General features: G+C 31.9%; 20 protein-coding genes. 1 reads left to right on the top strand and 19 read right to left on the bottom strand.

Features of this window, described 5'->3' with window-relative positions:
* Positions 1-100: 100 nt before the first annotated feature.
* The 15 genes from V6624_RS01735 to V6624_RS01805 all read right to left on the bottom strand — a co-directional run bounded on the left by V6624_RS01735 (position 101) and on the right by V6624_RS01805 (position 17,631).
* A complete protein-coding gene (locus V6624_RS01735; RefSeq protein ID WP_239455607.1) occupies positions 101-667 on the bottom strand; it encodes an acyltransferase in 567 nt (188 codons plus the stop codon).
* Between the two features lie 67 nt (positions 668-734).
* Complete coding sequence (locus tag V6624_RS01740; RefSeq protein ID WP_111285071.1) at positions 735-2,012, bottom strand: nucleotide sugar dehydrogenase; 1,278 nt, start codon at positions 2,010-2,012, stop codon at positions 735-737.
* Positions 2,013-2,056: 44 nt separating this feature from the next.
* Entirely contained in the window at positions 2,057-3,025 is a 969-nt protein-coding gene (locus V6624_RS01745; RefSeq protein ID WP_111285070.1) for an SDR family oxidoreductase, read from the bottom strand.
* 3 nt (positions 3,026-3,028) lie between these two features.
* The gene (locus V6624_RS01750; RefSeq protein WP_111285069.1) at positions 3,029-4,087 is read right to left on the bottom strand and encodes a Wzz/FepE/Etk N-terminal domain-containing protein; all 1,059 of its coding nucleotides are present in this window, start codon (positions 4,085-4,087) and stop codon (positions 3,029-3,031) included.
* 7 nt (positions 4,088-4,094) lie between these two features.
* Positions 4,095-6,515: an SLBB domain-containing protein gene (locus tag V6624_RS01755; RefSeq protein ID WP_111285068.1), complete on the bottom strand. Its 2,421-nt coding sequence runs from the start codon at positions 6,513-6,515 to the stop codon at positions 4,095-4,097.
* A gap of 50 nt (positions 6,516-6,565) precedes the next feature.
* The gene (rfbB, locus tag V6624_RS01760) at positions 6,566-7,612 is read right to left on the bottom strand and encodes a dTDP-glucose 4,6-dehydratase (RefSeq protein WP_111285067.1); all 1,047 of its coding nucleotides are present in this window, start codon (positions 7,610-7,612) and stop codon (positions 6,566-6,568) included.
* Between the two features lie 13 nt (positions 7,613-7,625).
* Entirely contained in the window at positions 7,626-8,633 is a 1,008-nt protein-coding gene (locus tag V6624_RS01765; RefSeq protein ID WP_111285066.1) for a mannose-1-phosphate guanylyltransferase, read from the bottom strand.
* 32 nt (positions 8,634-8,665) lie between these two features.
* Positions 8,666-9,955 carry a nucleotide sugar dehydrogenase gene (locus tag V6624_RS01770; protein ID WP_111285065.1) on the bottom strand — a complete coding sequence of 430 codons (1,290 nt, stop codon included), beginning with the start codon at positions 9,953-9,955 and terminating at the stop codon, positions 8,666-8,668.
* A gap of 280 nt (positions 9,956-10,235) precedes the next feature.
* Positions 10,236-10,700: a UpxY family transcription antiterminator gene (locus V6624_RS01775; RefSeq protein WP_111285064.1), complete on the bottom strand. Its 465-nt coding sequence runs from the start codon at positions 10,698-10,700 to the stop codon at positions 10,236-10,238.
* Positions 10,701-10,767: 67 nt separating this feature from the next.
* Positions 10,768-12,159, bottom strand: a complete 1,392-nt coding sequence (locus V6624_RS01780; RefSeq protein WP_111285063.1) for a UDP-glucose 6-dehydrogenase — start codon at positions 12,157-12,159, stop codon at positions 10,768-10,770.
* A 24-nt stretch (positions 12,160-12,183) separates the two neighbouring features.
* A complete protein-coding gene (locus tag V6624_RS01785) occupies positions 12,184-13,167 on the bottom strand; it encodes an SDR family oxidoreductase (RefSeq protein WP_111285062.1) in 984 nt (327 codons plus the stop codon).
* 10 nt (positions 13,168-13,177) lie between these two features.
* Positions 13,178-15,625, bottom strand: coding sequence for a polysaccharide biosynthesis tyrosine autokinase (locus tag V6624_RS01790; RefSeq protein ID WP_338840693.1), 2,448 nt, complete (start codon positions 15,623-15,625; stop codon positions 13,178-13,180).
* 14 nt (positions 15,626-15,639) lie between these two features.
* Positions 15,640-16,431 carry a polysaccharide biosynthesis/export family protein gene (locus V6624_RS01795; RefSeq protein WP_111285060.1) on the bottom strand — a complete coding sequence of 264 codons (792 nt, stop codon included), beginning with the start codon at positions 16,429-16,431 and terminating at the stop codon, positions 15,640-15,642.
* Positions 16,432-16,504: 73 nt separating this feature from the next.
* Positions 16,505-17,125, bottom strand: a complete 621-nt coding sequence (recR, locus tag V6624_RS01800) for a recombination mediator RecR (protein ID WP_111285059.1) — start codon at positions 17,123-17,125, stop codon at positions 16,505-16,507.
* Between the two features lie 140 nt (positions 17,126-17,265).
* Entirely contained in the window at positions 17,266-17,631 is a 366-nt protein-coding gene (locus V6624_RS01805; protein ID WP_111285058.1) for a CoA-binding protein, read from the bottom strand.
* A gap of 152 nt (positions 17,632-17,783) precedes the next feature.
* Between V6624_RS01805 and V6624_RS01810 the strand changes: the two genes are divergently transcribed.
* Positions 17,784-18,410, top strand: coding sequence for a MarC family NAAT transporter (locus V6624_RS01810; RefSeq protein ID WP_111285057.1), 627 nt, complete (start codon positions 17,784-17,786; stop codon positions 18,408-18,410).
* A gap of 77 nt (positions 18,411-18,487) precedes the next feature.
* On the opposite strand, the gene ctlX is transcribed toward V6624_RS01810, so the two are convergent.
* The 4 genes from ctlX to eno all read right to left on the bottom strand — a co-directional run bounded on the left by ctlX (position 18,488) and on the right by eno (position 23,230).
* The gene (gene ctlX, locus V6624_RS01815) at positions 18,488-19,423 is read right to left on the bottom strand and encodes a citrulline utilization hydrolase CtlX (protein ID WP_111285056.1); all 936 of its coding nucleotides are present in this window, start codon (positions 19,421-19,423) and stop codon (positions 18,488-18,490) included.
* 105 nt (positions 19,424-19,528) lie between these two features.
* A complete protein-coding gene (locus tag V6624_RS01820) occupies positions 19,529-20,443 on the bottom strand; it encodes a dimethylarginine dimethylaminohydrolase family protein (protein ID WP_111285055.1) in 915 nt (304 codons plus the stop codon).
* 63 nt (positions 20,444-20,506) lie between these two features.
* Positions 20,507-21,784: a citrate synthase gene (locus tag V6624_RS01825; protein WP_111285054.1), complete on the bottom strand. Its 1,278-nt coding sequence runs from the start codon at positions 21,782-21,784 to the stop codon at positions 20,507-20,509.
* A gap of 153 nt (positions 21,785-21,937) precedes the next feature.
* Positions 21,938-23,230: a phosphopyruvate hydratase gene (gene eno / locus V6624_RS01830; protein WP_111285053.1), complete on the bottom strand. Its 1,293-nt coding sequence runs from the start codon at positions 23,228-23,230 to the stop codon at positions 21,938-21,940.
* Positions 23,231-23,319 lie beyond the last annotated feature (89 nt).

Here is a 23,319-nt window from a genome sequence, read left to right on the forward strand (position 1 = left end):
TTACACAACTTAATAAAAAGACTTATTCATTTATTTTAATTAATAAATTGAATAAGTCTTTTTATTAAAAATAATTTTTACCAAATCGATGTGTTTGGCATCAATCATATTTTGTTGAGAAATCAATTTTGTTATTAGTTTTTAACTTTAGATAAATTTTATCCTCTTCTTTCAATTTGTTGTACAATTCTACATCTCTATATTTTATAATTTGCGCTGGGTTTCCCCCCACTATAGCATGATCGGGAATATTTTTTGTCACTACTGAGCCTCCCCCCACAACAACTCCCTCACCAATATTTATTCCCGGTAATATTATAACATCTCCGCCAATCCAAGTGTTTTTTCCAATTGTAACTTTTTTTAATATAGTTACCCCATCATAAGGAATCGCAACATCATTTAAATAATTATGATTTGCAGTATAAATCTTTAATCGGGGTCCAATGATAACGCCTGAATCAAATTCTACATTTGCATGAGCAGAAATCCAAGCCTCTGGTCCAATGTAGGTATCACTGTGAAGGGTTAGATTTTTAGGATTTACAATTGTTATAGGGAGTTTTATATCTATATTGTCTCCTTTTCTGCAAATGGCTTTCAAAACCTTATAACAATATAATTTCCAAAACAGATTTACTATTTTTCTATTAAGTTTTTGCATCATCTAAGCAAATGGTATTTAAGGATTAAAAAAATGAGAATATTATAAAAAACGTTAAACATTTAATCGCTTACAATGTGCCATCGCTATTACCGTTTAAAACTCCTTTAACATCATACAAAACACTCTTGTCCTTTAGCAGAAAAGATTTATCTAAATCAATAAATTCTTTGTGAGCGACTCCTAGAACGATTGCATCAAATTTCTCCTTTGGCTGTTTATTAGTACAGCTTATATTATATTCATGAGCAACTTCATCAGGATTGGCCCATGGATCATAAACTATTATATCTACACCATATTCTTGTAAAGCTCTAATCACATCTACTATCTTTGTATTTCTAACGTCAGGGCAATTTTCTTTAAAGGTTATGCCTAACATCAGAAGTTTTGCTCCACTTACTGAAATATCTTTTTTAATCATCAGTTTCACCACTTGAGAAGCAACATATTCTCCCATAGAATCATTTAATCTACGTCCTGCCAAAATAATTTCAGGATGATATCCGAATTCTTGTGCACGCTGTGCTAAATAATAAGGGTCGACACCTATACAGTGTCCACCTACCAAACCAGGCTTAAACGGTAAAAAATTCCACTTGGTACTCGCCGCCTCTAAAACAGCATGCGTGTCAATATTCATTAAATTAAAAATTTTAGCCAACTCATTAACAAAAGCAATATTAATGTCTCTTTGTGAATTTTCAATTACTTTTGCTGCTTCTGCCACTTTAATGGTTGGAGCCAAATGTGTACCGGCAACGATCACGCTTTTATACAATGAATCGACTTCGATTCCAATTTCTGGAGTTGAACCAGAAGTAACTTTTAAAATTTTATCGACAGTATGTTCTTTATCTCCAGGATTAATTCTCTCAGGCGAATAACCTGCAAAAAAGTCAACATTAAATTGTAGACCTGACATTTTCTCTAGCACTGGGATACATTCTTCCTCGGTCACTCCAGGATAAACTGTTGATTCGTAAATAACTATATCTCCTTTTTTAAGAACTTTACCAACCGTTTCGCTTGATTTGTATAAAGGAGTTAAATCTGGACGATTATTTTTATCAACAGGAGTTGGAACAGTTACAATATAATAATTACAATCTTTTATATCCTCTAAAGAGAACGAACAAAAAAGTCCAGTCCCCTTACTAAATAAATTATCGCATAAAACGGCTTGTAATTCGCTTTCTTCAACTTCTAGAGTACTGTCTTGTCCTGCATGAAGTTCATTTATTCTTTTTTGATTAATATCAAAACCTACTACTTGAAATTTTGTTGCAAATAATCTTGCCAACGGAAGCCCCACATAACCTAAACCTATAACTGCAATTTTTTTCATCTATATCTTTTCTTGAGCCTTTTATTTAAAATCAGGAAATAAACCTATTTTTTTAAATTTTCGAAATACCAGTTTACCGCTTCTTTAATTCCTTGTTGAATAGAAAATTTTGGCGCATATCCTAAGTTAGTTTTTGCTTTTTCAATACTTGCTAAAGAATGTGGTATGTCTCCCAACCTATTAGGACCGTAGACAACTTCAACCTCTTTTATTTTTGGATCAAGTTCAGCTAAATTTTCTTTCAATAAATGAACCAATTGTGTTAAGGTTGTTCTATCACCATATGCAGTATTATAAACGGTATTTATTGCTTCTTTATTTTGAGTTGTCATTGCAAGTTCATTCATCTGAATGACGTTGTCAATGTATGTAAAGTCACGCGAATAATTCCCATCACCATTGATTACCGGGCTTTCATAATTCATAAATTGCATAACAAATTTTGGAATAACAGCCGCATAAGCACCATTTGGATCCTGTTTTCTCCCAAATACATTAAAATATCTCAACCCTATGGTTTCAAGACCATACGTATTACTAAATATCTCTGCATAAAGTTCATTAACATATTTTGTTATTGCATAAGGAGATAATGGTTTTCCTATTACATCTTCTACTTTTGGCAAGCCTTTAGAATCACCATATGTAGACGAACTTGCAGCATAAACAAATCTCTTAACTTTAGCTTCTCTAGAAGCTACCAACATATTTAGAAAACCTGAAACATTTACATCATTTGTTGTAATAGGGTCATTTATTGATCTTGGAACTGAACCCAATGCTGCTTGATGGAGCACATAATCAACTCCAATTACTGCTTTTGTACAATCCTCAATATTTCTTATATCTCCTTCTATTAAAGTAAAATTTGGATTCGAAAAGTGATTCTCTATATTGTGTTTATGTCCTGTGGAAAAATTGTCTAGACAAACAACTTTATATTCTTTATTCAAAAAGTACTCGATTAAATTGGAACCAATAAAACCAGCACCTCCGGTAATTAAAATCTTCATATACTAAGTAATTATTTTTTTCAAAATTAAAAATGCAACAGCGAAAAAACCAAAGAGAAACCCGCCTAAAATAATTCCTTTAATTTTTCCAATTTCTTTCTTTTGCAATGGTAAAATTGGTTTGTCGATTACCTGAATTAACGGCATATCCTTTCTTAAAGTAATTTTTGCCAATTCTGTTTGTTTTACCAACTCTGCCAATATTGCTGTATTCGATTGCACATCAACTTGTCTACGTGCAGAAGGCGCTCTTCGAACATTTAAAGCTGGATTTAGATTAAATGTATTGTCACTAGCAACAGCAACTCCTGTTATTGCACCATTAAGTTCATTGCGTATCGAATCTGTTTGACGTTCTAGAATTGCCATATTGATTCTAGCTTTTTTACTTTTAGTTTCTATATAAAAATCTTTTACTTGAAATGCCAAAGTCTCGCAAAAATATTTTGCAAATAATTCATCTGTGGAAATGAATGCAACTTTTATTATTGCTGCTTGCTTATCTTTTTGTCCCACTGTTAAGTCTGTTTCACTAATGTTCTTGTAGATAACACCTAGTATACTATCTTGAGCTCTTGTAAATTTTTCTCTATTTGAATTTGGAAAAAACTGAAGATTTTTCAATTTAGGATAGTCTTCCCACTTTTTTCTCCAATCTTTATTTTTTATATACATTTCTGCTAATGTAATAACCTTTCCATCAATATTAACAGGGTAAAGCAGTGTCTTTTCGACCATTGAACGAGACTTGAATAATTCAGTCAAATTGGCTCCTGAGAACATTCCTCCTCCGCCATTATCTAGATTAAGCCCCAAAGTACTTGCGATACCCAATGCACCACCTATTCCACCCCCATTCTGGTCATCTTCTAAAGCAAAAGATAATTCAGCAGTATATATTGGTTTTTTTATTATTGAATAAGTTAATCCTAGAATTGCCCCCAAAACTCCAACTATTAGAAGAGTTTTCCATTTTGAAATTAAATAATAACACCACTCTTTTCCCTGCTCAAATATTTCTTTCATTGAAATTTCCTCAGATTCTTTAGCAATTTTATTCATCAATATTTTATTTAAAAGCGGTTAAAATTACTAATGACAAACTTGTTAATAAACTTCCAATAGTTACCCATTCACCTGTACTCATTTTATGGGTTTCAGGCTTTTCAGGAACAACAATCTGTGAATCTGGATAAACTTTTGGATAAGTTCTAAAAAATAAAAATGATTTAGTTACATCTGCTTTACCATTAGGGTATATAATATATGCTTTTTTCTTCCATCCCTTATTATCAACTCCTCCTACTGAATTTATATAGTATTTAAACCCTTTTCCACTTCTGTAAGGAATTTCAGAGGTTAACAAAACATTACCTGTAACCTTTACCCCTTCATTGTATACCGCTACCTCAATTTCATCACCAGGAAAAAGGGTTACATTTGAATAATGTCTTTTGTCTTTCATGATTTTTTCCCAATCAACAGGAATTGTAGCGTATTTCAATTCTTCCTCTAATTTTTGAACGACTTTTTCATTCAATGTGTCATTATTTGCTAAATTTAAATCAACACTCTTAATTTTATCAATCTCATCTTGTTTAATAGGACGTTTTATTTTCATTCCTTCAATATTTGCTACAGATGTCAATCCACCAGCTCTCATCACAACATTATAAACCGTTTCTTTTTTATTTGCTAAAACATATTTTCCTGGATATGCGACAGCACCCTTTATAACCACCATTTGAGGTTTTTCATAAACTGCTATTCTTCGAATATTAACTACATCGAAAGGTTTTAAAACAAAATTCTTAGCTTGCTCATTATTATCTGCGGTAATTTCAAATTGAACTAATTCAACACGCTTTGGATCGGAATCATCTATAAAGTCAGATTTTATCATTCTAGCAATTTCAACTCTTTTAGATGCTGAACCAGTTAAACCACCAACTTGCACAATTAAGTCGTTTAGAGTTAAATTCTCTAAAAATTCATATTCTCCAGGATTTTTTACCTCTCCATCAATAGTAACTTTATATTCTTCTCTAAAATCTAGAATCGAGTATATGGTAACAATATCTTCTCTTTTTAACTCGAGATCCGCATTTAGATCCCCTGACAATGCACTATCTAAATCTACATTAACAATTTCTGTAGTTAAATCAGTTTTTAGACGAACTATTCTTGCTCTTTTACCATACGCATCTTCTTTAAGTCCCTCTGCTCTAGTTATAAGATCAGATACACGCATTCCCTGAGTAAATGAATAATAATCTGGTCTGAAAACAGCTCCTTCGATTTTAATTCGATTCTCGAAACGATTCAAAATCTTTGTGATCCTAAAAACATCTCCCGACTGAGGAAGATATGAGTTATATTCACTTTCATTTATGTCGTGAACTTTAAATTCTTTAGCTGTCTTTTGTACAACACTTACAGAAGCTGTGTAGGCAAATTCATTAAAACCCGAAGCAAAATTTAATAAATCGGAGAAGTTCTCTCCTTTTTTCATCTCAAAAATGCCAGGACGCTTTACTTCTCCCTCAAGAGTAACTCGATTGCTGTATGCTGGAATTCGAATTACATCATTTTCTTTTAAACCAACATTATCAGACTGATCTCCTTTTACTAAAAATCTATAAATATCTACATTTTTGTAAACCTTATTATTTCGAATTAACTCAATATTTCTATAAGAACCATTTTTTCCAGGTCCTCCTGCTAAATGTAAAGCATTGTAAACAGTTGCTAGAGAAGAAATAGAATAATTACCTGGTTGCTTACCGCCAACAATTGTTATTTTGATTGTTCTTATCTGATTTAAAACAACACTAACTTGAGATTGTCCCGAACGCACTGTACTATAAACTTTGGAAATCGCTGCTTTTATTTTTTGAGTAGCTGCTTCAATAGACATTCCAGCAACCGTTATTTGTCCTACATACTGAATTGAAATTCTCCCCTCAGAGGAAACTGGAGAACTAGCATTAAACTCTTGAACACCATAAATACTAATTTGCAACTCATCCCCAGGTCCTAAAACATAGTTTACAGGAGTTGCCAATTTTAAGTCAGACTCAAAATTCAAATTTGGGTTATCAAATAATTCAGATCCAAAAATCAAAGCATTAGCAGAATCTTTTACTTTTTCATTGCTAAACTTATCCTGCACTTTCCCATAATCCTGTGTATTCATCTGAGGGTTATTTGATTTTGCATCATTCCCAACAGGTTTCACGTCATTAAGGCGAGCTTTTAATTTATTATATTCTGTCTGGCTCATTCCTTTCGATAGTAATGCCTGCTCTACTTGCTCAATTGTGGTATTATTACTTTTAAGCTGTGCACTAATTTTGGATAATTGATCGTCTGACAAATAATCAACTTTAACAGTACTCAAGTCTTTAGATTTTAGTATATCTTGAGCAATTGCGTTAGAAGAAAGTAAAAAAATAGAAAATAGAGTAAAAACGTATATTAGTTTTTTCATGTTAATTTAATCTTAAAAACATTAAGTTCAATTTAAAGTAATATATAGTATTATGAATATTGTTTCTTATAGTAATCTTTATAAGCACCAGATGTAACATTCTGCAACCATTCCTCATTATTTAAATACCAATTAATTGTTCTTTCCAAGCCCTCTTCAAAAGTTACGGTTGGTTTCCAACCTAACTCTTTATTAATTTTAGAGGCGTCTATTGCGTATCTTAAATCATGCCCTGGTCTATCTTTTACAAATCTTATCAATTGTAGAGAAGTTCCTTCTGATCTTCCCAACTTTTGATCCATAATCTGGCATAATAATTTCACCAAATCAATATTTTTCCATTCATTAAACCCGCCAATGTTATAAGTCTCATGATTTTTACCTTCATGAAAAACTAAATCTATTGCAATGGCATGATCTTCAACAAATAGCCAATCACGAGTATAATTTCCATCTCCATATACTGGTAATGGCTTATTATTAATTATATTATTTATAAATAGAGGAATTAATTTTTCGGGAAAATGATAAGATCCATAATTATTAGAACAATTTGTTAAAACATAAGGCAAACCATAAGTTTCACCATAAGCTCTAACAAAATGATCTGAACTAGCTTTTGAAGCTGAATAAGGTGAATTAGGATAATACGCCGTTGTTTCTGTAAATAATCCTTCGGCCCCTAAAGTTCCATACACTTCATCTGTACTAATGTGATAGAATCTTTTTCCATCAAAATTATTTTTCCACTGTTTTTTTGTCGCATTTAACAAATTCATGGTACCAATTACATTTGTTTTTACAAATGCCAAAGGGTCTTCGATCGAACGGTCAACATGAGATTCTGCTGCTAAATGCAGGACACCATCAAAATTATGTTTTTGAAAAAGTTCATTAATAAATTGTTCATCAACAATGTCTCCTTTAATAAAGCTATAATTAGATTTATCTTCTATATCTTTTATATTCTCAAGATTTCCAGCATAAGTCAAGGCATCCAAATTGAAAATCTGATACTCAGGGTATTTATTAACAAAACGCCTCACTACATGAGAACCAATAAAACCAGCTCCACCAGTTATAAGAATCTTTTTCATTTTATTTTTCTAATTACTTCAATAATTCGGAATTCTGCTTTTCTAATTCGCTATAAATATCTTTTACGTCTTGTGAACTTTCTTTTTGCAAAATCAAGTTAGCAGTATCTGTATAGACAAAAATTGTGTTTTCTAAACCAAGAAAGGTTGTATGTTTATCACACCCAATAACCATATTTCCTTTATTATCAATTGGATGTCCTTTAGATATTAAATAGTCATAAACAGATTCAAACGATCCTAAATCTGACCAAGAAAAAGAAGCTGGTACAACTTTAATTTTTTTACTTCTTTCCATTACGGCGTAATCTATACTAATTGATGGAATTTCCATAGATAAATCCAAATCTAAGAAACCATCTTTACTTGCTTCCCATACCTGTTTTGATTTTTTATAAACATCTGGCTGAAATTGTTTTAATTCTTCCAAAAGAACACTTGCTTTAAAACAAAACATACCACTATTCCATAGAAAATTACCTTTTGCAATAAACTCCTTTGCAGTCGTTTCGTTTGGCTTTTCACGAAATGAAACGACATTATCTCCTTTGGCTTCTATATAACCATAACCTGTTTCTGGCTTGGTTGGAATTACACCAAAAGTCACAATAAATCCCTCGTCAGCTTTTGTGACTGCTTCATTTATTGCCTCATTATAATTCTCCATTAAATCTATAATATGATCAGAAGGAGTTATAATTAAAATATCATTTGGTTCTGAAGCAAATGCTGCAAATGCTATTGCCGCAGCTGTATTTCTAGGAGTAGCTTCAACAATATTTATATAAGAAGTACTCGTTTTATCCATTACTTTGCCACTCAGTTGAAAATTATCAACATTTCCAACAACCATCACTTTATTTGCTAGATGACTATTTCTTTCAACAGTCATTTCAAATAAAGATTTTCCATCAAATATTTCAAGGTATTGTTTTGGTCGACTTTTGCGCGAAAGAGGCCATAGTCTACTTCCAACTCCTCCAGTAAGAATTACATGTGTAACGGATTTATTTGAACTCATATGTTTTTAAATAAAAAAAGAAATTCTAAAGCTTAAAGCCTATTATCAGCTAAAGATCCTAAAACTCCTTTTACATCATAAATTAAACTTTTATCTTTTTGCAAATTTGAAAAATCAATTTCAAGAAATTCTGAGTGAGCTACTCCTAATACCAATGCATCAAATTTTTCTTTAGGCAAAATATTTACAGTTTCTAGTTTATATTCTCTCTCTACTTCCTCAATATTAGCAAGCGGATCAAAAACAGTAACTGTTATTCCGTAATCTTTTAAAGCTTTTATTACATCAACAATTTTAGTATTGCGAACATCTGGACAATTTTCTTTAAAAGTAATTCCAAACATTAACAGATTTGCACCATTAACTGAAATTTCTTTTTTTATCATCAGCTTCACTATTTGAGAAGCGACATATTCTCCCATGCTATCGTTTAAACGTCTTCCTGCTAAAATTATTTCAGGATGATATCCAAATTCTTGTGCTCTTTGCGCTAAATAGTAAGGATCAACTCCTATACAATGCCCTCCGACCAGACCTGGCTTAAAAGGCAAAAAATTCCATTTAGTAGCTGCTGCCGTTAATACTTCTTGGGTATCAATATTCATTAAATTAAATATTTTGGCCAATTCATTAACAAAAGCAATATTAATATCTCGCTGAGAATTTTCAATAACTTTCGCAGCTTCTGCAACTTTTATGGTAGGCGCAAGATGTGTTCCTGCTGTAATTACAGATTTGTATAGAGCATCAACTTTTAAACCTATTTCTGGAGTTGAACCTGAAGTAACTTTTAAAATTTTTTCAACTGTATGTTCTTTATCCCCAGGATTGATTCTTTCAGGAGAATATCCTGCGAAAAAGTCTTCGTTAAATTTTAAACCTGAAACTTTTTCTAAAACGGGCACACATTGCTCTTCTGTTACTCCTGGATAAACAGTTGATTCATAAATAACAATATCTCCTTTTTTCAAAACTTTCCCGACCGTTTCACTCGATTTATACAAAGGGGTTAAATCTGGTCTATTATTTTTGTCTACAGGAGTAGGAACAGTAACTATATAATAATTACATTCTTTAATATCATTTATTGATGTAGTACAGTACAAACCTTTTTCTTCATTTAAGCTTTTTACTAAAACTTTCTGCAAAACATCGTCTTCGACTTCTAAAGTGCTATCGGTTCCAGATTGTAAGGAACTAACTCTTGACTCGTTTATATCAAAGCCAATAACTGAATATTTGGTAGCAAATAATCGCGCTAGAGGCAATCCTACATAACCTAAGCCTATAACTGCAATTCTTACATTATTTTCCAACTTCATATTTTTTTAATTTATTCTGGTCACTTAAACTCATGGCTTCGCCGTTCTCAGTCACAAAATTCTGACTCAGATACCTAAATTAATCATTTTCGGCAAATATAGCATAATAAGTCTAGTTATTCAATACGGTTTTACGTAATACTAGCAAAACAACTTACAATGCAAAAACAAATATTTACAACAATCTATTAATCAGACTGTAAATAAATACATAATAAAAAAAACAGAAGAAAAAAATCCCAAAAGGACTTTTTCTTCTGTTATCATCTGATTTTTAAAATCATTTATATTTTATCTTCAATACACATCCTAATGCTTCTAAGACTAGGACATAATAATTATTAGACACCTCTTGTACAATTGCATTTTGATTACTGAATGCTCCCGACTCTAATTTGATTTTATCACCGACTTGAAACGCCGAAACTGATATATCGCTAATATTTGTTGCTTTTAGACTTTTTTTTATAATTTCAATTTCTTGATCCTTTACAATTGCTGGTTTTCCAAGCCAAAACAAATATCTAACAACACCAGCAACTTGAAATACTAAATTCCGCTCTGAATCGGGTAATTGCACAAAAACATAAGAATTAAAAAGAGGCGCCTCAACTTTCTTTTTTCGATCCGACCATTGTTTAACCTGAGTAATTAAAGGACAATAGCATTCGATTCCCAGCTGATTAAGCTTATCCGCAACTTTCTTTTCCCATTTAGGTTTTGTATAAACTACGTACCAATTCATTTTTTTTTCTTTATGAATGAAGCAAAATTTGTATCACTTCATATCTCTTACAAACTACAAAACCAATTTATGAGCCAATACCATTATAAACGAAACCAATTGATTCTAATTGTTTAGCATTCAAAATATTTCTTCCATCAAAAACAAAAGCTGGTTTATGCATTGAATCGTAAATCTTTTTCCAATCATAAGTTGTAAATTCATCCCACTCCGTTAAGATCGCAATAGCATGTGCTCCTTTACAAGCTTCATAAGCATTTTCAAACACACTCAGAGCATCAATATTTTCCTGGCTTATTCTTGTTTCCAAATAATCTAAGTCGTTCAACATTTTATTTTTAGAAACTTTCGGATCAAAGACTGAGATTTTAGCCTGTTCATTTATTAAGTCATCAGCAACATAAATTGCAGCAGATTCTCTTGTGTCGTTTGTATCTTTTTTGAAAGCCCAACCCAAAAATGTAATTTTCTTATCAGCTACTGTATTATATAATGTCTGAACAATTTTATTTGAGAACCTTCTTTTTTGATGATCGTTCATAATAATTACTTGTTCCCAATAATCTGCAACTTCATTTAATCCGTATGATTTTGCAATATAAACTAGATTTAGAATGTCTTTTTGAAAACAAGAACCTCCAAATCCTACAGAAGCTTTTAAAAATTTTGGTCCTATTCTGCTGTCCATACCAATAGCTCTCGCAACTTCATTTACATCTGCACCAGTTTTTTCACAAAGTTCTGACATTGCATTTATTGAAGATATACGTTGTGCTAAAAATGCATTTGCTGTAAGTTTAGACAATTCTGAAGACCAAACATTTGTTGTCAAAATTCTATCTCTACTTACCCAATTTGAATAAACATCAACCAATGCATTAATTGCTTCCTCGCCTTCTTCAGTTGTGTCTCCCCCAATTAAAATACGATCTGGATTTAACAGATCAGTTACCGCAGTTCCCTCTGCCAAAAACTCTGGATTAGATAGAATTTGAAATTGAACACCGTTTCCAGTGTTATCCAATATGCTCTTAATTGCCTCTGCTGTACGAACTGGTAGAGTTGATTTTTCAACTACAATTTTATTTTGTTTTGCTACTCTTGCTATTTGTCTTGCACATAGTTCAATATATTTTAAGTCAGCCGCCATTCCTTTACCCTTACCGTAAGTTTTAGTAGGAGTGTTTACTGAAATAAATATCATTTGAGCTTCATCTATTGCCTTATCAACATCTGTAGAAAAAAATAAATTTCTACCTCTTGCTTCTGCTACAATTTCAGAAAGACCTGGTTCATAAATCGGAATGTTTTCAGGATTCGGATCGTTCCAATCCGCTATTCTTTGTTCATTTAAATCAACAACTGTAACCTGAATATGTGGACATTTTTGAGCAATAACCGCCATAGTTGGCCCACCAACATATCCTGCACCAATGCAGCAAATTTTTGTAATTTTCATTTGATCTATTTTATCTTGATCTATTTATTTTAAATTATTCCAATACCATCCAACTGCTTCTTTCAATCCTTCTTGTAAAGAATATTTTGGATTATATCCTAACATGTTTTTTGCTTTCTCAATACTTGCCAGCGAATGAGGAATATCGCCTGCTCTGTTTTCTCCATAAATAACTGAAACGTCTTTTATTTTTGGATCAAACTCAGACAAATATTCTTTTAAATACTTTACCAAATCATTTAGTGTATTTCTATCACCATAAGCAGTATTATAAACAGAATTAATTGCTTCTGGGTTCTGAGAAGTCATAGCCAGTTCATTCATCTGAATAACATTGTTGATATATGTAAAGTCACGAGAATAATTTCCATCTCCATTAATTACTGGGCTTTCGTGATTCATAAATTGCTTTACAAACTTTGGAATAACAGCGGCGTAAGCTCCATTAGGATCTTGTTTTCTTCCAAAAACATTAAAATAACGAAGACCTATTGTTTCCAATCCGTATGTTTTACTAAAAATTTCAGCATACAATTCATTTACATATTTAGTAATTGCATATGGCGATAATGGTTTCCCAATAACATCTTCTACTTTTGGTAATCCTTGCGAATCTCCATAAGTTGAAGAACTTGCAGCATAAACAAATCTCTTTACTTTTGCATCGCGTGCTGCAGTCAGCATATTTAAAAACCCAGAAACATTCACATCGTTTGTAGTAATTGGATCTTTTATTGATCGAGGAACAGAACCCAAAGCTGCTTGATGCAAAACATAGTCTGCACCTTCGACTGCCAAATTACAATCGTTTAAATTTCGAATATCTCCTTCAATTAATTTAAAATCAGGATTATTTAAAAAATCTTTTAAATTATGACGATGCCCTGTCGAGAAGTTATCTAAACAAACTACTTTATATCCTAAATCTAAAAAATACTCCGTCAGATTTGAACCGATAAATCCAGCTCCTCCCGTAATTAAAATTGTATTTTTCGTTTTATTTTCCATCTATCAAAATTTAGCTTTTTCTAAATCGATTTAAAAGTGTTTTCCAGAATCCTATTTTTGGTTCCTCTTCATGATAACCATTTGAGTAAGCTCCGTAACCATATCCGTAACCATAAGCCGCTCCGTATTTTGCTTTATTCTCATAGCCATTCAACACAATACTAACATTACTTAATTCACCACGTTTAAGCCTTGTGTTTAACAACGTTATCATGTCTTTCTTCGTATAATTTTGTCTAACAATATACAAGATAACATCTGCAAACTGCACTAATTCTAACGAATCTGCGACTAAACCAACTGGTGGCGTATCAAGAATTATATAATCATATTTCAATTTTAATTCATCAATTAATTCTTTCATAGCATCACTTAAAATAAGCTCTGAAGGATTAGGAGGAATTGGCCCTGAAAGTATTACATCAAGATTTGGAATAGGAGTTGAATTGGTAATTTCTTCCAAACTGTTTTGTCTAATTAGATAATTAACAACTCCAAGAGGTGTAGTTAATTTAAACTCATCTGCTAATCTGGGCTTTCTTAAATCCAAACCAACAATTACCGTTTTCTTTTCGCTTAAAGCAAAAACTGTTGCTATATTGATAGAGCAAAATGTTTTTCCTTCACCACTAATTGAAGAAGTAATCATTAAAGTTTTTGCCCCGTTTACTTGCTGTTTTTTATATAAAAACTGAAGTGAAGATCGTATTCCCCTGAAAGCCTCAGAAAGAGCAGATTTGGGCTTATCAAAAACAGCTAAATTTATAGAATCCTTATTCACTCCAATAACACCAAGTAATGGTATTTGTGTTATCTTACTAATATCTTCTGCATTTTGAATCGAATTATTGACAAAGAAAATTGCAAATACAAACAGTAGAGGAATTAAAATCCCTAAAAAGAGGGCTAATATATAATTTACAGAAGTTTTAGGTCCAACTAATCCTCCACCTATATCTTTTGCAGGATCTATAAAATGAATATCTGACAAATTAGAAGCTTTTACAATTTCCGCTTCATTTCTTTTTTTAAGAAACTCAGTATAAATGTTGTCATTTAAATCATATTTCCTTTTGATTTTAAGCAACTCCTGTTGCTCAGCAGGAAGTCTTTTTACTGTACTTTCTGCCTCACCAATTTTTGCATTTACTAAAGACAAATCATATAGCAAAGATGCTTTTGCAGTAACAATGTTTTCCTGAAGAACATTTTTTATTGCTGCCATTTGATTATCAAAATCTTTAAATATTTTTTCACTCTTAACAGCATAGGCCATCTCAGATCTTTGAGTAGAAAGCGCTATAAGTTTTGAAACATTGGTAATAATATTTGGATCTTCAATTCCTGCAACCGAAGGAGCTGGTAATCTTGAGTAATCAACACTCCCATTTAAATATGTTTTTAATGAATTATAATATGCGATCTTTCTGCTTATTTGGTCTTTCTCAACATCAAAACTCGTTATCTTATCAGAAACCTTAGCTCCACCATCTTCAATTTCAAAAATATTTTTATCTTTTTGAAAAGATTTTAATTCATTACCATTCTGTTTAAGCTGAGATTCCATAGCAACAAGAGTACTGTCAATAAATCGAATAGTATTTGTCGCAAATTGGTTTTTACCATCAAGTTGTATTTTGATAAGCATTTTTACAGTAGAATTCAAATAATCAACCATTCTAGCTTTATTTGTCCCCTGCATAGACAAAGTAAGTATTGAACCGCCACTTTTACCACCATCAACGTCTATCCCTTTGTAACGAGATACAGTTCCATCAAAATCATTAAATTTAACAAAATATTCTTTCCCCTTATAAAACCCAGGATTATCTTTTATCTGAAGTTTCCAATTTAAAAAAGGAAGCTCAACTCGTTCACCAACTTTGTATTTTTTCACAAAACTAACGGGTTGCACAGAAGTCTTACTGTAAGTATTAGTACTATAATTGAGTAATGAAACTGAACTATTTTCAAACGGAATTTGAATTTGGTATTCATTTTCACTCAGAAACGTTATACTTATTAATTTATTAACAAGCTGCCCTCTTGTTTTATCAATCTCTACATAAAACGGAACTGCTCCATAAGAATCTACATAGTTATATTTCCCCTGCTCCAGATAATCAATATAAAATTGAAGTTTATCTACAACTAACTCATTGTGAGATCTGGATTGCAAAATTGTAGAAATTCCGTTTACTTGATCGGAAATCCCCCCCCAGTTAAAAACCAAACTCGTATTAGAAGTAAAAAAGGGATTACTTTCTTCTTTTACAGAAATCATAGTTTGCATTCCATAAATTTTTTCTTTACGAATGTTTACTTGATAAGCAATTGTGAAGGCAATAATTAAACTCGCAAGAAACCATTTCCAATAACTAGCAATTTTCAACAAAAAACCTTTAAAATCAAAATTGGAATGATTTTCAAAAATAGAAAAGTCTTTAATATCTAACATTTTTAAACTCTTTTTTATTTAATAATGAGGTAAACTGTTGTTGCTAAAGACAATAATGTAATAATTGTCGAGATCGACTGTATTCCCGTTTGTCCTGTTCCCCAAGTTTTTTGTCTCAATGGTTTAACATAGATATAATCATTTGGCTGTAAATAATAATATGGTGATTTCATTACATTTACATCTGTAAGATCAATATCATGCATCTGAACTCCTGTTGGAGTCTGACGAATTACAGTCACTTCTTTTCTATTCCCAACTGTAGTAATATCTCCTGCATTTGCAATGGCTTCTAAAATAGTCACATTATCTTTAAATAAAGTTTTAGTACCAGTATCTCCAACCTCTCCATTGATTGTATATCTAAAACCAGCAAGCTTAACTGTTAAGAATACATTCGCTTCGCTTTTAAAATATTCTTCATGTAATTTTTTCTCTATTTTTAAACGAACCTCTTCAAGAGTATAACCTATAACATTAATTTCACCTAAAATCGGCATCCTAATATTTCCGTGATCATCAACAGTAAACCCATCGAAGTATAAAGCAGCCTCGCTTCTACCTGCTTGTCCATTTTGATCTTCTGTAGTATTAAAAATAGAAACAAATTTTGGGTCAATTGCTTTTATGTTAATTCTTACAACATCATTTACCTGTAATCGATATGGTTTTGATTCCACAGCAGCAATAGTTGTCTTCTCATCCGAATTATTTTTGTCTTGAAGATAAACCAAATCTTTAATTGGAATACACGATGTAAATAATATTGACATTAAGAAAAATAGAAAAAAGCTTTTTTTTGTCATTGGTTCAATTTTATCGCAAATATAGCTTTTCCTTTAATCTATCGAAAAACCTACTTGTCATTTGGGGTTTAGTTTAATTATTTTTAAATGTTTTTTCAAAAGGAACTCTATGCAAAATACTTCGTCCTAATGTTATTTCGTCTGCATATTCTAGTTCATCACCTACAGAGATTCCTCTAGCAATTGTAGAAATTATAATTTCTGAATCTGCAATTTGTTTATAGATATAAAAATTTGTTGTATCTCCTTCCATCGTCGAACTTAAAGCAAAAATAATTTCAGCCACTTTTCCAGATTTTACCTTCTCAACTAAACTTGAAATATTCAATTGATTGGGGCCAACTCCTTCAATAGGCGAAATCTTTCCTCCAAGTACATGATAAATTCCTTTGTACTGACCTGTATTTTCAATCGCCATGACATCTCGAATATCTTCTACAACGCATATCGTCTCATGATTTCTGATATGATTTGCACAAATTTCGCAGATTTTAGTATCAGAAATATTATGGCAACTTTCGCAAAATTTAATATCCTCACGCATATTTAATAATGCCTGAGATAAAAAAGAAGTTTGTTCTTTAGGCTGCTTTAGCAGATGAAGAACTAATCGAAGTGCCGTACGCTTACCAATACCAGGTAATTGTGACATTTCGTTTACAGCTTTTTCGATTAATTTTGATGAAAATTCCATGACGACAAAAGTAATACTTTTAATGGTTTAGCTCGCATTACAGCAATTAAATTCAATACTTATAAATACTGGAATTTTATCCAGAAAAAACATCTTTTTCAATACTGATTTCCGAAGTCTATTCTCATTTTTTAAAGCTCTTAATATTGATTTGTTGTTAACAAAACTAATGTACAAGCTACTTCAACCTGAATATCATTTAACTCCAATAATTGATACAATTCTGGATTTTCAGTTCCAGGATTAAAAATTACACGTTTAGGATGTGCTTCAATAATATAATTGTAATAATCTCTTTGACGAACGGGATTTAGATACAATGTAATTGTGTCAATATTTTTAACTGGTATAGCCTTAGTTTGAATTTTCACACCTGCAACTTCTCCTGCTTTTTGTCCAATTGCTAAAACAGAATGTCCTTTTCCTACCAGCATATTTACAGCTCTGTATGAATAACGGTCTGAATTTGTTGATGCTCCTATAACTAGTGTTTTTTTACTTTTCATCGTTTTTATTTAGACTGCAAAAGTAATTAAAAAGAACCATTTAATTTTATGTCTTTGATTCAGAATCAATAGCAATTAAAAAATATTATTCTAACATAATTTCATACAAAACATCAAAAAATAACTACATTTACTTTACCAACCCAAACAACATGGAATTATTCATTTACTTATTTGCCGCTTTATTCTCGGTACTAAATCCAATCGGAACTGTGCCAATTTTTGTTGGATTAACGCAACATGACTCTCAAAAAGAAAGATCTCGAATTTCTCTTTGGACAGCAATTAACGTTTTTATAATATTATTAGTTTCTTATTTCATTGGTCAATATGTGCTAACCTTTTTCGGAATTAGCATCGATGCTTTAAGAATTGCCGGCGGAATAGTAATTGTGAATTCTGGTTTCTCTTTACTCTCGGGAAAATTTAATAAAAAGCGAGGAATCAATAAAAAAATTGAAAATGAAGCACAACACAGAAATGACATTGCATTAACCCCTTTAGCAATTCCGATGCTTGCTGGTCCTGGTTCAATGTCTCTTTTAATTGCTTTTTATCAAGAACATCATGAATTAAACGAAATCATAATTTCTTCGTTAGCGATTCTTGCAATTGCAGTAGCTATTTTTGCCATTCTAAAAAGCGCTCATTATTTAGCCAGAATATTAGGTGCTTCAGGAATTGTTGCAATCTCTAGGATTGTTGGTTTTATAGTTATCTCAATTGGAATTCAATATATTGTTAGTGCAATTGTAAATATTATTAAAGGAAATTTTTAGTTCAACCAATAATAAAAAAGAAAGGGATAAAATCGTAACGTGATTTTATCCCTTTCTTTTTTATTAGATCTTTCATTTTAACTTCTTGGCAAGAAAACTTCAGCCATCATACATCTTGCACTTCCACCGCCACAAGCTTCAATTGTATCTAAACTTGAACTTAAAATTTCAGCATGATTTTCTAATTGAGCAATTTGTTTCGGGGTTAAACTTTGATGAGCCGATGCACTCATAACGATATATCGTTTATCATCATTTCCTCTAACTTCTAGCATATTTCCGGCAAAATTATTCACTTGAGCTTCCGTAATTAAAATAACCTCTTTTTGATCTTGTTTAAGATTATCTAAAACCATTTTGCGTTCTTTTTTGTCGTCGATAGAATCTGCGCAAATGACAGCAAAAGTTTCACCTAAACACATCATTACATTGGTATGATAAATTAGTTTTCGTTCTCCATCAACTGTTTGAAAAGCTTCGAAAATAACTGGAGCATAATCAAAATCTTCACAGAATTCTATAAACAATTCTTCGTCAGCTCTTGGTGATAAAGCGCAATATGCTTTTCCGTTAGCTCTATCTAATAATAAACTTCCCGTTCCTTCTAAGAAAATCCCATCTTCTTCTGCAGAAGTATAATCCATGATATTTGCAATTTCGAATCCTTTTTCTTCCAAAGTATCCAAAATATCTTCGCGACGTTCTTGACGACGATTTTCAGCAAACATTGGATACAATGCTACATCACCATTTTCATGAAACGAAACCCAGTTATTTGGAAAAATACTATCTGGAGTATCCGTTTGCAAATTATCATCAACTACAGTAACGTCAACACCTACAGCTCTAAGTTTTTCGACAAAAGTATCGAATTCTTGTTGCGCTTTAGCATTAACCGTACTTGGTAAAAGTCCGTCTAATACTTTTTGATAATAATTATTCACTGCCGTCTGTTCATTCATTCTGAATGCAACTGGACGAATCATTACGATAGCATTAGTAGTTTGTTTCATTTTTTATGTTTTTTTGTTTGCTTCGCCAATTCGGCTAAAGCCTCGTGTCAAGTTTCAGGTTTCAAGTTTTTCTAGAACGTGAAACCTGAAACTTGAAACAATTATTTAATCTCTAATTAATGGAAGCGTTGAACATCTCAACAAACCTTCTTGTTTTGCGATTTCAGCGTATGGAATCTCTTCAACTTTAAAACCTTTTTCACGAAGCCAATTGTTTAATCTTGTAAAATTCTTTTCAGAAACTACAACATTTTCATCGATTGAAAACACGTTTGAAAACATATTATACATTTCATTTCTTTCAATATGAAATAGATTTTCTTTTCCAAAAAGTTTTACCAAATAAAGATAATCTGCTTCTTCGCGGAAACCTCTTTTATATATAATCCCTTTATCTTTCCCAACAGGCTGAAAGCAACAATCCAAATGCAAAGCATTATCTCTCGCTTCTAATTTAGATTTCACTAAATCAAATTCTTTTACAATCTTATTTGGAAACAGCGATTTAATATAATTTACGCCATGCATATTTGTTCTTGCAGTAATGTAATCTTTATAATCGCTTCCTTTATAAGTTCCGATGAAAATATGATCATTCCAAAGCATAACATCTCCTCCTTCTATATGAACTTCTTCTGGAGGACGAACCACTTTTATTGGGTCGATTTGATCAATTACATATTGAATTGCATCTAATTCACGCTCTCTATCTGGCAGAATATTAGATTTAACAAAAACATCATCAATTACAAATCCTATATCTCTAGCAAAAATCTGATTGTAATTTTCAATCATTTCTGGGCGATAAACGGTTACATCGTACTTTTTAAAAACAGCATTAAAAGCATCCATTTCAGCAACCATATCTTTTTCTACAGGATAAGTTCCTGCTTTAATATGTTCCAATGACTTAGGATCATAAGCTTCCTCAAGTGTTGGAGTCGGCCCATTATGAACAGCAGAACCCAGAACTACAGCACGAAGCCGAGACGTTTCGTTCTTTACATTTAATTGCAACATAACTTTATTATATTTTGAGCAAAGATAAAAAAAGCTTCACATGTAAGTGAAGCTTTCGTTTTTTTATTTATTAGACTTAAACTCTCGTAAAGGATGTCCTGTATAAATTTGTCTTGGTCTTCCAATTGGTTCTTTGTTTTCACGCATTTCTTTCCATTGCGCAATCCAACCTGGAAGTCTTCCAATTGCAAACATAACAGTAAACATATCTGTCGGGATTCCTAATGCTCTGTAGATAATTCCAGAATAGAAATCAACGTTTGGATATAAATTTCTTGATTTGAAGTATTCATCTTCAAGAGCTGCTTTTTCTAATTTTCTTGCAATCTCTAAAATTGGATCTTCAACACCTAAAGTTTCTAATACTTCTGTTGCTGCTTTTTTAATGATTTTAGCTCTTGGATCAAAGTTTTTGTAAACTCTGTGTCCGAATCCCATTAAACGGAATGGGTCATTTTTATCTTTTGCTTTCGCTAAGAATTTATCTGTATCTCCACCGTCTTTATTAATTTCTTCAAGCATTTCTAAAACAGCTTGGTTTGCACCACCGTGAAGAGGTCCCCATAAAGCAGAAACTCCTGCAGAAACTGAAGCAAATAAACCAGCATGAGAAGAACCTACCATTCTAACTGTAGAAGTAGAACAGTTTTGTTCGTGATCTGCGTGAAGAATAAATAATTTATCTAAAGCATTTACAATTACTGGGTTTGCAGCGTAAGGCCCTGTAGGCAATTTAAACATTAATTGCATAAAGCTTTCTACGTATCCTTTTGTATTATCGTAGTAGTTTAAAGGATAGCCCATAGATTTTCTATAAGTCCATGTAGCAATTACAAGAAATTTTGCCATTGTTTTACAAATAGCCTCGTACATTTCTTTTTCATTATCAACATTCACTGCTTTAGGGTTAAATGCTGTTAAAGCACTTGTTAAAGCAGACAAAACTCCCATAGGGTGTGCCGTTTTTGGGAAACCATCAATGATATTTTTCATTTCTTCGTTTACCAAAGAATGTTTTTTAATACCATTTTCGAATTCTTCTAATTGTGCAGCAGTTGGTAATTCTCCAAAAATCAAAAGATAAGAAACTTCTAAGAAACTAGCTTTTTCAGCTAAATCTTCGATTGAATATCCTCTGTAACGTAAAATTCCCTCTTCTCCATCTAGGAAAGTGATTTCACTTGTACAAGATCCTGAGTTTTTGTAACCTGGATCAATTGTAATAACACCTGTTAAATCACGTAATTTGTTAATATCGATAGCTGATTCGTTTTCGCTCCCTGTAATTACTGGAAGCTCAATCTTTTTACCATCTATTTCTAATGTAGCTATTTTTGACATAATATACTGGAAATAATTCTTTAAATAATAATTTATCAAATCTAATGAATTTAAGACTAATTAAAAAAAGAATACTGCTATGAATTTGTTAAAAGTCCAAAAAAAAACCATCTGCAAAAACAGATGGTTTTTTCCAATATATAATTTGTTCAATTATTTGATTTTAAAAGCATTTAAACCAGGGAAATAAGCTGTATTTCCTAATTCTTCTTCAATTCTCAATAATTGGTTGTATTTAGCCATACGATCTGAACGAGAAGCAGAACCAGTTTTAATTTGACCACAGTTTAAAGCAACAGCTAAATCTGCAATTGTATTATCTTCAGTTTCTCCAGAACGGTGAGACATTACAGATGTATAACCAGCATTTTTTGCCATGTTTACAGCCGCAATAGTTTCAGTTAAAGTACCAATTTGGTTAACTTTTACTAAGATTGAGTTAGCAATTCCTTTTTCAATACCAGTTGACAAACGAGCAACGTTAGTAACAAATAAATCATCACCAACTAATTGTACTTTATTTCCAATTTTTTCAGTTAAATATTTCCATCCATCCCAGTCATCTTCGTACATACCGTCTTCGATAGAGATAATTGGATATTTAGCAGCAAGTTCAGCTAAATAATCAGCTTGCTCTTCAGAAGTTCTGATTTTTCCAGTTTCACCTTCAAATTTAGTATAATCATATTTTCCGTTTACGTAAAATTCAGAAGCTGCACAGTCAAGAGCAATCATAATTTCGTCTCCGAAAGAATATCCTGCTTTTTCAACTGCTAATTTAATAGTATCTAAAGCATCTTCAGTTCCGCCAGCCAAGTTTGGAGCAAAACCTCCTTCATCACCTACAGCAGTACTTAAACCTCTATCGTGTAATACTTTTTTCAAGTTGTGGAAAATTTCAGTTCCCATTTGCATTGCATGTGTAAAAGAAGTTGCTTTTACTGGGAAAATCATAAACTCTTGGAATGCGATAGGTGCATCAGAGTGAGAACCTCCATTGATGATGTTCATCATCGGAACTGGTAATGTATTAGCAGAAACTCCACCTACATATCTGTATAATGGCAAACCAAGTTCGTTAGCAGCAGCTTTTGCAGCAGCTAAAGAAACACCTAAAATAGCATTAGCTCCTAATTTAGATTTGTTTGGAGTTCCATCCAAATCAATCATTAGTTGGTCAATTGTGTTTTGCTCGAAAACAGAAGTTCCAACTAATTCTTCAGCAATAACAGTATTTACATTGTTCACTGCATTCAAAACACCTTTACCTAGGTAAGCCTTACCTCCATCACGTAATTCAACAGCTTCGTGCTCTCCAGTTGATGCTCCAGATGGAACAGCAGCTCTACCTAAAACTCCATTTTCAGTTACTACATCAACTTCAATAGTAGGATTACCTCTAGAATCAAGAATTTGTCTTGCGTGAACTTTAATTATAATACTCATTATTTTTGTTTTTTATTAATAAATTATATTTTTTTTTCGAAATTATAAAAATATTTAATACTATAAACGCATTTTAGTCATTAAACACC

It is taken from the genome of Flavobacterium ginsenosidimutans, assembly GCF_037478105.1.
Lineage (GTDB): Bacteria > Bacteroidota > Bacteroidia > Flavobacteriales > Flavobacteriaceae > Flavobacterium > Flavobacterium ginsenosidimutans.

What these genes read in the sequence shown, in the direction of transcription:
- V6624_RS01755 (WP_111285068.1), bottom strand. Translation starts at nt 6,515, where the DNA reads ATGAAAAAACTAATATACGTTTTTACTCTATTTTCTATTTTTTTACTT.
- V6624_RS01745 (WP_111285070.1), bottom strand. Translation starts at nt 3,025, where the DNA reads ATGAAGATTTTAATTACCGGAGGTGCTGGTTTTATTGGTTCCAATTTA.
- V6624_RS01740 (WP_111285071.1), bottom strand. Translation starts at nt 2,012, where the DNA reads ATGAAAAAAATTGCAGTTATAGGTTTAGGTTATGTGGGGCTTCCGTTG.
- ctlX (WP_111285056.1), bottom strand. Translation starts at nt 19,423, where the DNA reads ATGAAACAAACTACTAATGCTATCGTAATGATTCGTCCAGTTGCATTC.
- V6624_RS01765 (WP_111285066.1), bottom strand. Translation starts at nt 8,633, where the DNA reads ATGAGTTCAAATAAATCCGTTACACATGTAATTCTTACTGGAGGAGTT.
- V6624_RS01780 (WP_111285063.1), bottom strand. Translation starts at nt 12,159, where the DNA reads ATGAAAATTACAAAAATTTGCTGCATTGGTGCAGGATATGTTGGTGGG.
- V6624_RS01810 (WP_111285057.1), top strand. Translation starts at nt 17,784, where the DNA reads ATGGAATTATTCATTTACTTATTTGCCGCTTTATTCTCGGTACTAAAT.
- rfbB (WP_111285067.1), bottom strand. Translation starts at nt 7,612, where the DNA reads ATGAAAAAGATTCTTATAACTGGTGGAGCTGGTTTTATTGGTTCTCAT.
- V6624_RS01775 (WP_111285064.1), bottom strand. Translation starts at nt 10,700, where the DNA reads ATGAATTGGTACGTAGTTTATACAAAACCTAAATGGGAAAAGAAAGTT.
- V6624_RS01795 (WP_111285060.1), bottom strand. Translation starts at nt 16,431, where the DNA reads ATGACAAAAAAAAGCTTTTTTCTATTTTTCTTAATGTCAATATTATTT.
- V6624_RS01820 (WP_111285055.1), bottom strand. Translation starts at nt 20,443, where the DNA reads ATGTTGCAATTAAATGTAAAGAACGAAACGTCTCGGCTTCGTGCTGTA.
- V6624_RS01750 (WP_111285069.1), bottom strand. Translation starts at nt 4,087, where the DNA reads ATGAATAAAATTGCTAAAGAATCTGAGGAAATTTCAATGAAAGAAATA.
- V6624_RS01770 (WP_111285065.1), bottom strand. Translation starts at nt 9,955, where the DNA reads ATGAAGTTGGAAAATAATGTAAGAATTGCAGTTATAGGCTTAGGTTAT.
- eno (WP_111285053.1), bottom strand. Translation starts at nt 23,230, where the DNA reads ATGAGTATTATAATTAAAGTTCACGCAAGACAAATTCTTGATTCTAGA.
- V6624_RS01785 (WP_111285062.1), bottom strand. Translation starts at nt 13,167, where the DNA reads ATGGAAAATAAAACGAAAAATACAATTTTAATTACGGGAGGAGCTGGA.
- recR (WP_111285059.1), bottom strand. Translation starts at nt 17,125, where the DNA reads ATGGAATTTTCATCAAAATTAATCGAAAAAGCTGTAAACGAAATGTCA.
- V6624_RS01825 (WP_111285054.1), bottom strand. Translation starts at nt 21,784, where the DNA reads ATGTCAAAAATAGCTACATTAGAAATAGATGGTAAAAAGATTGAGCTT.
- V6624_RS01790 (WP_338840693.1), bottom strand. Translation starts at nt 15,625, where the DNA reads ATGTTAGATATTAAAGACTTTTCTATTTTTGAAAATCATTCCAATTTT.
- V6624_RS01805 (WP_111285058.1), bottom strand. Translation starts at nt 17,631, where the DNA reads ATGAAAAGTAAAAAAACACTAGTTATAGGAGCATCAACAAATTCAGAC.
- V6624_RS01735 (WP_239455607.1), bottom strand. Translation starts at nt 667, where the DNA reads ATGATGCAAAAACTTAATAGAAAAATAGTAAATCTGTTTTGGAAATTA.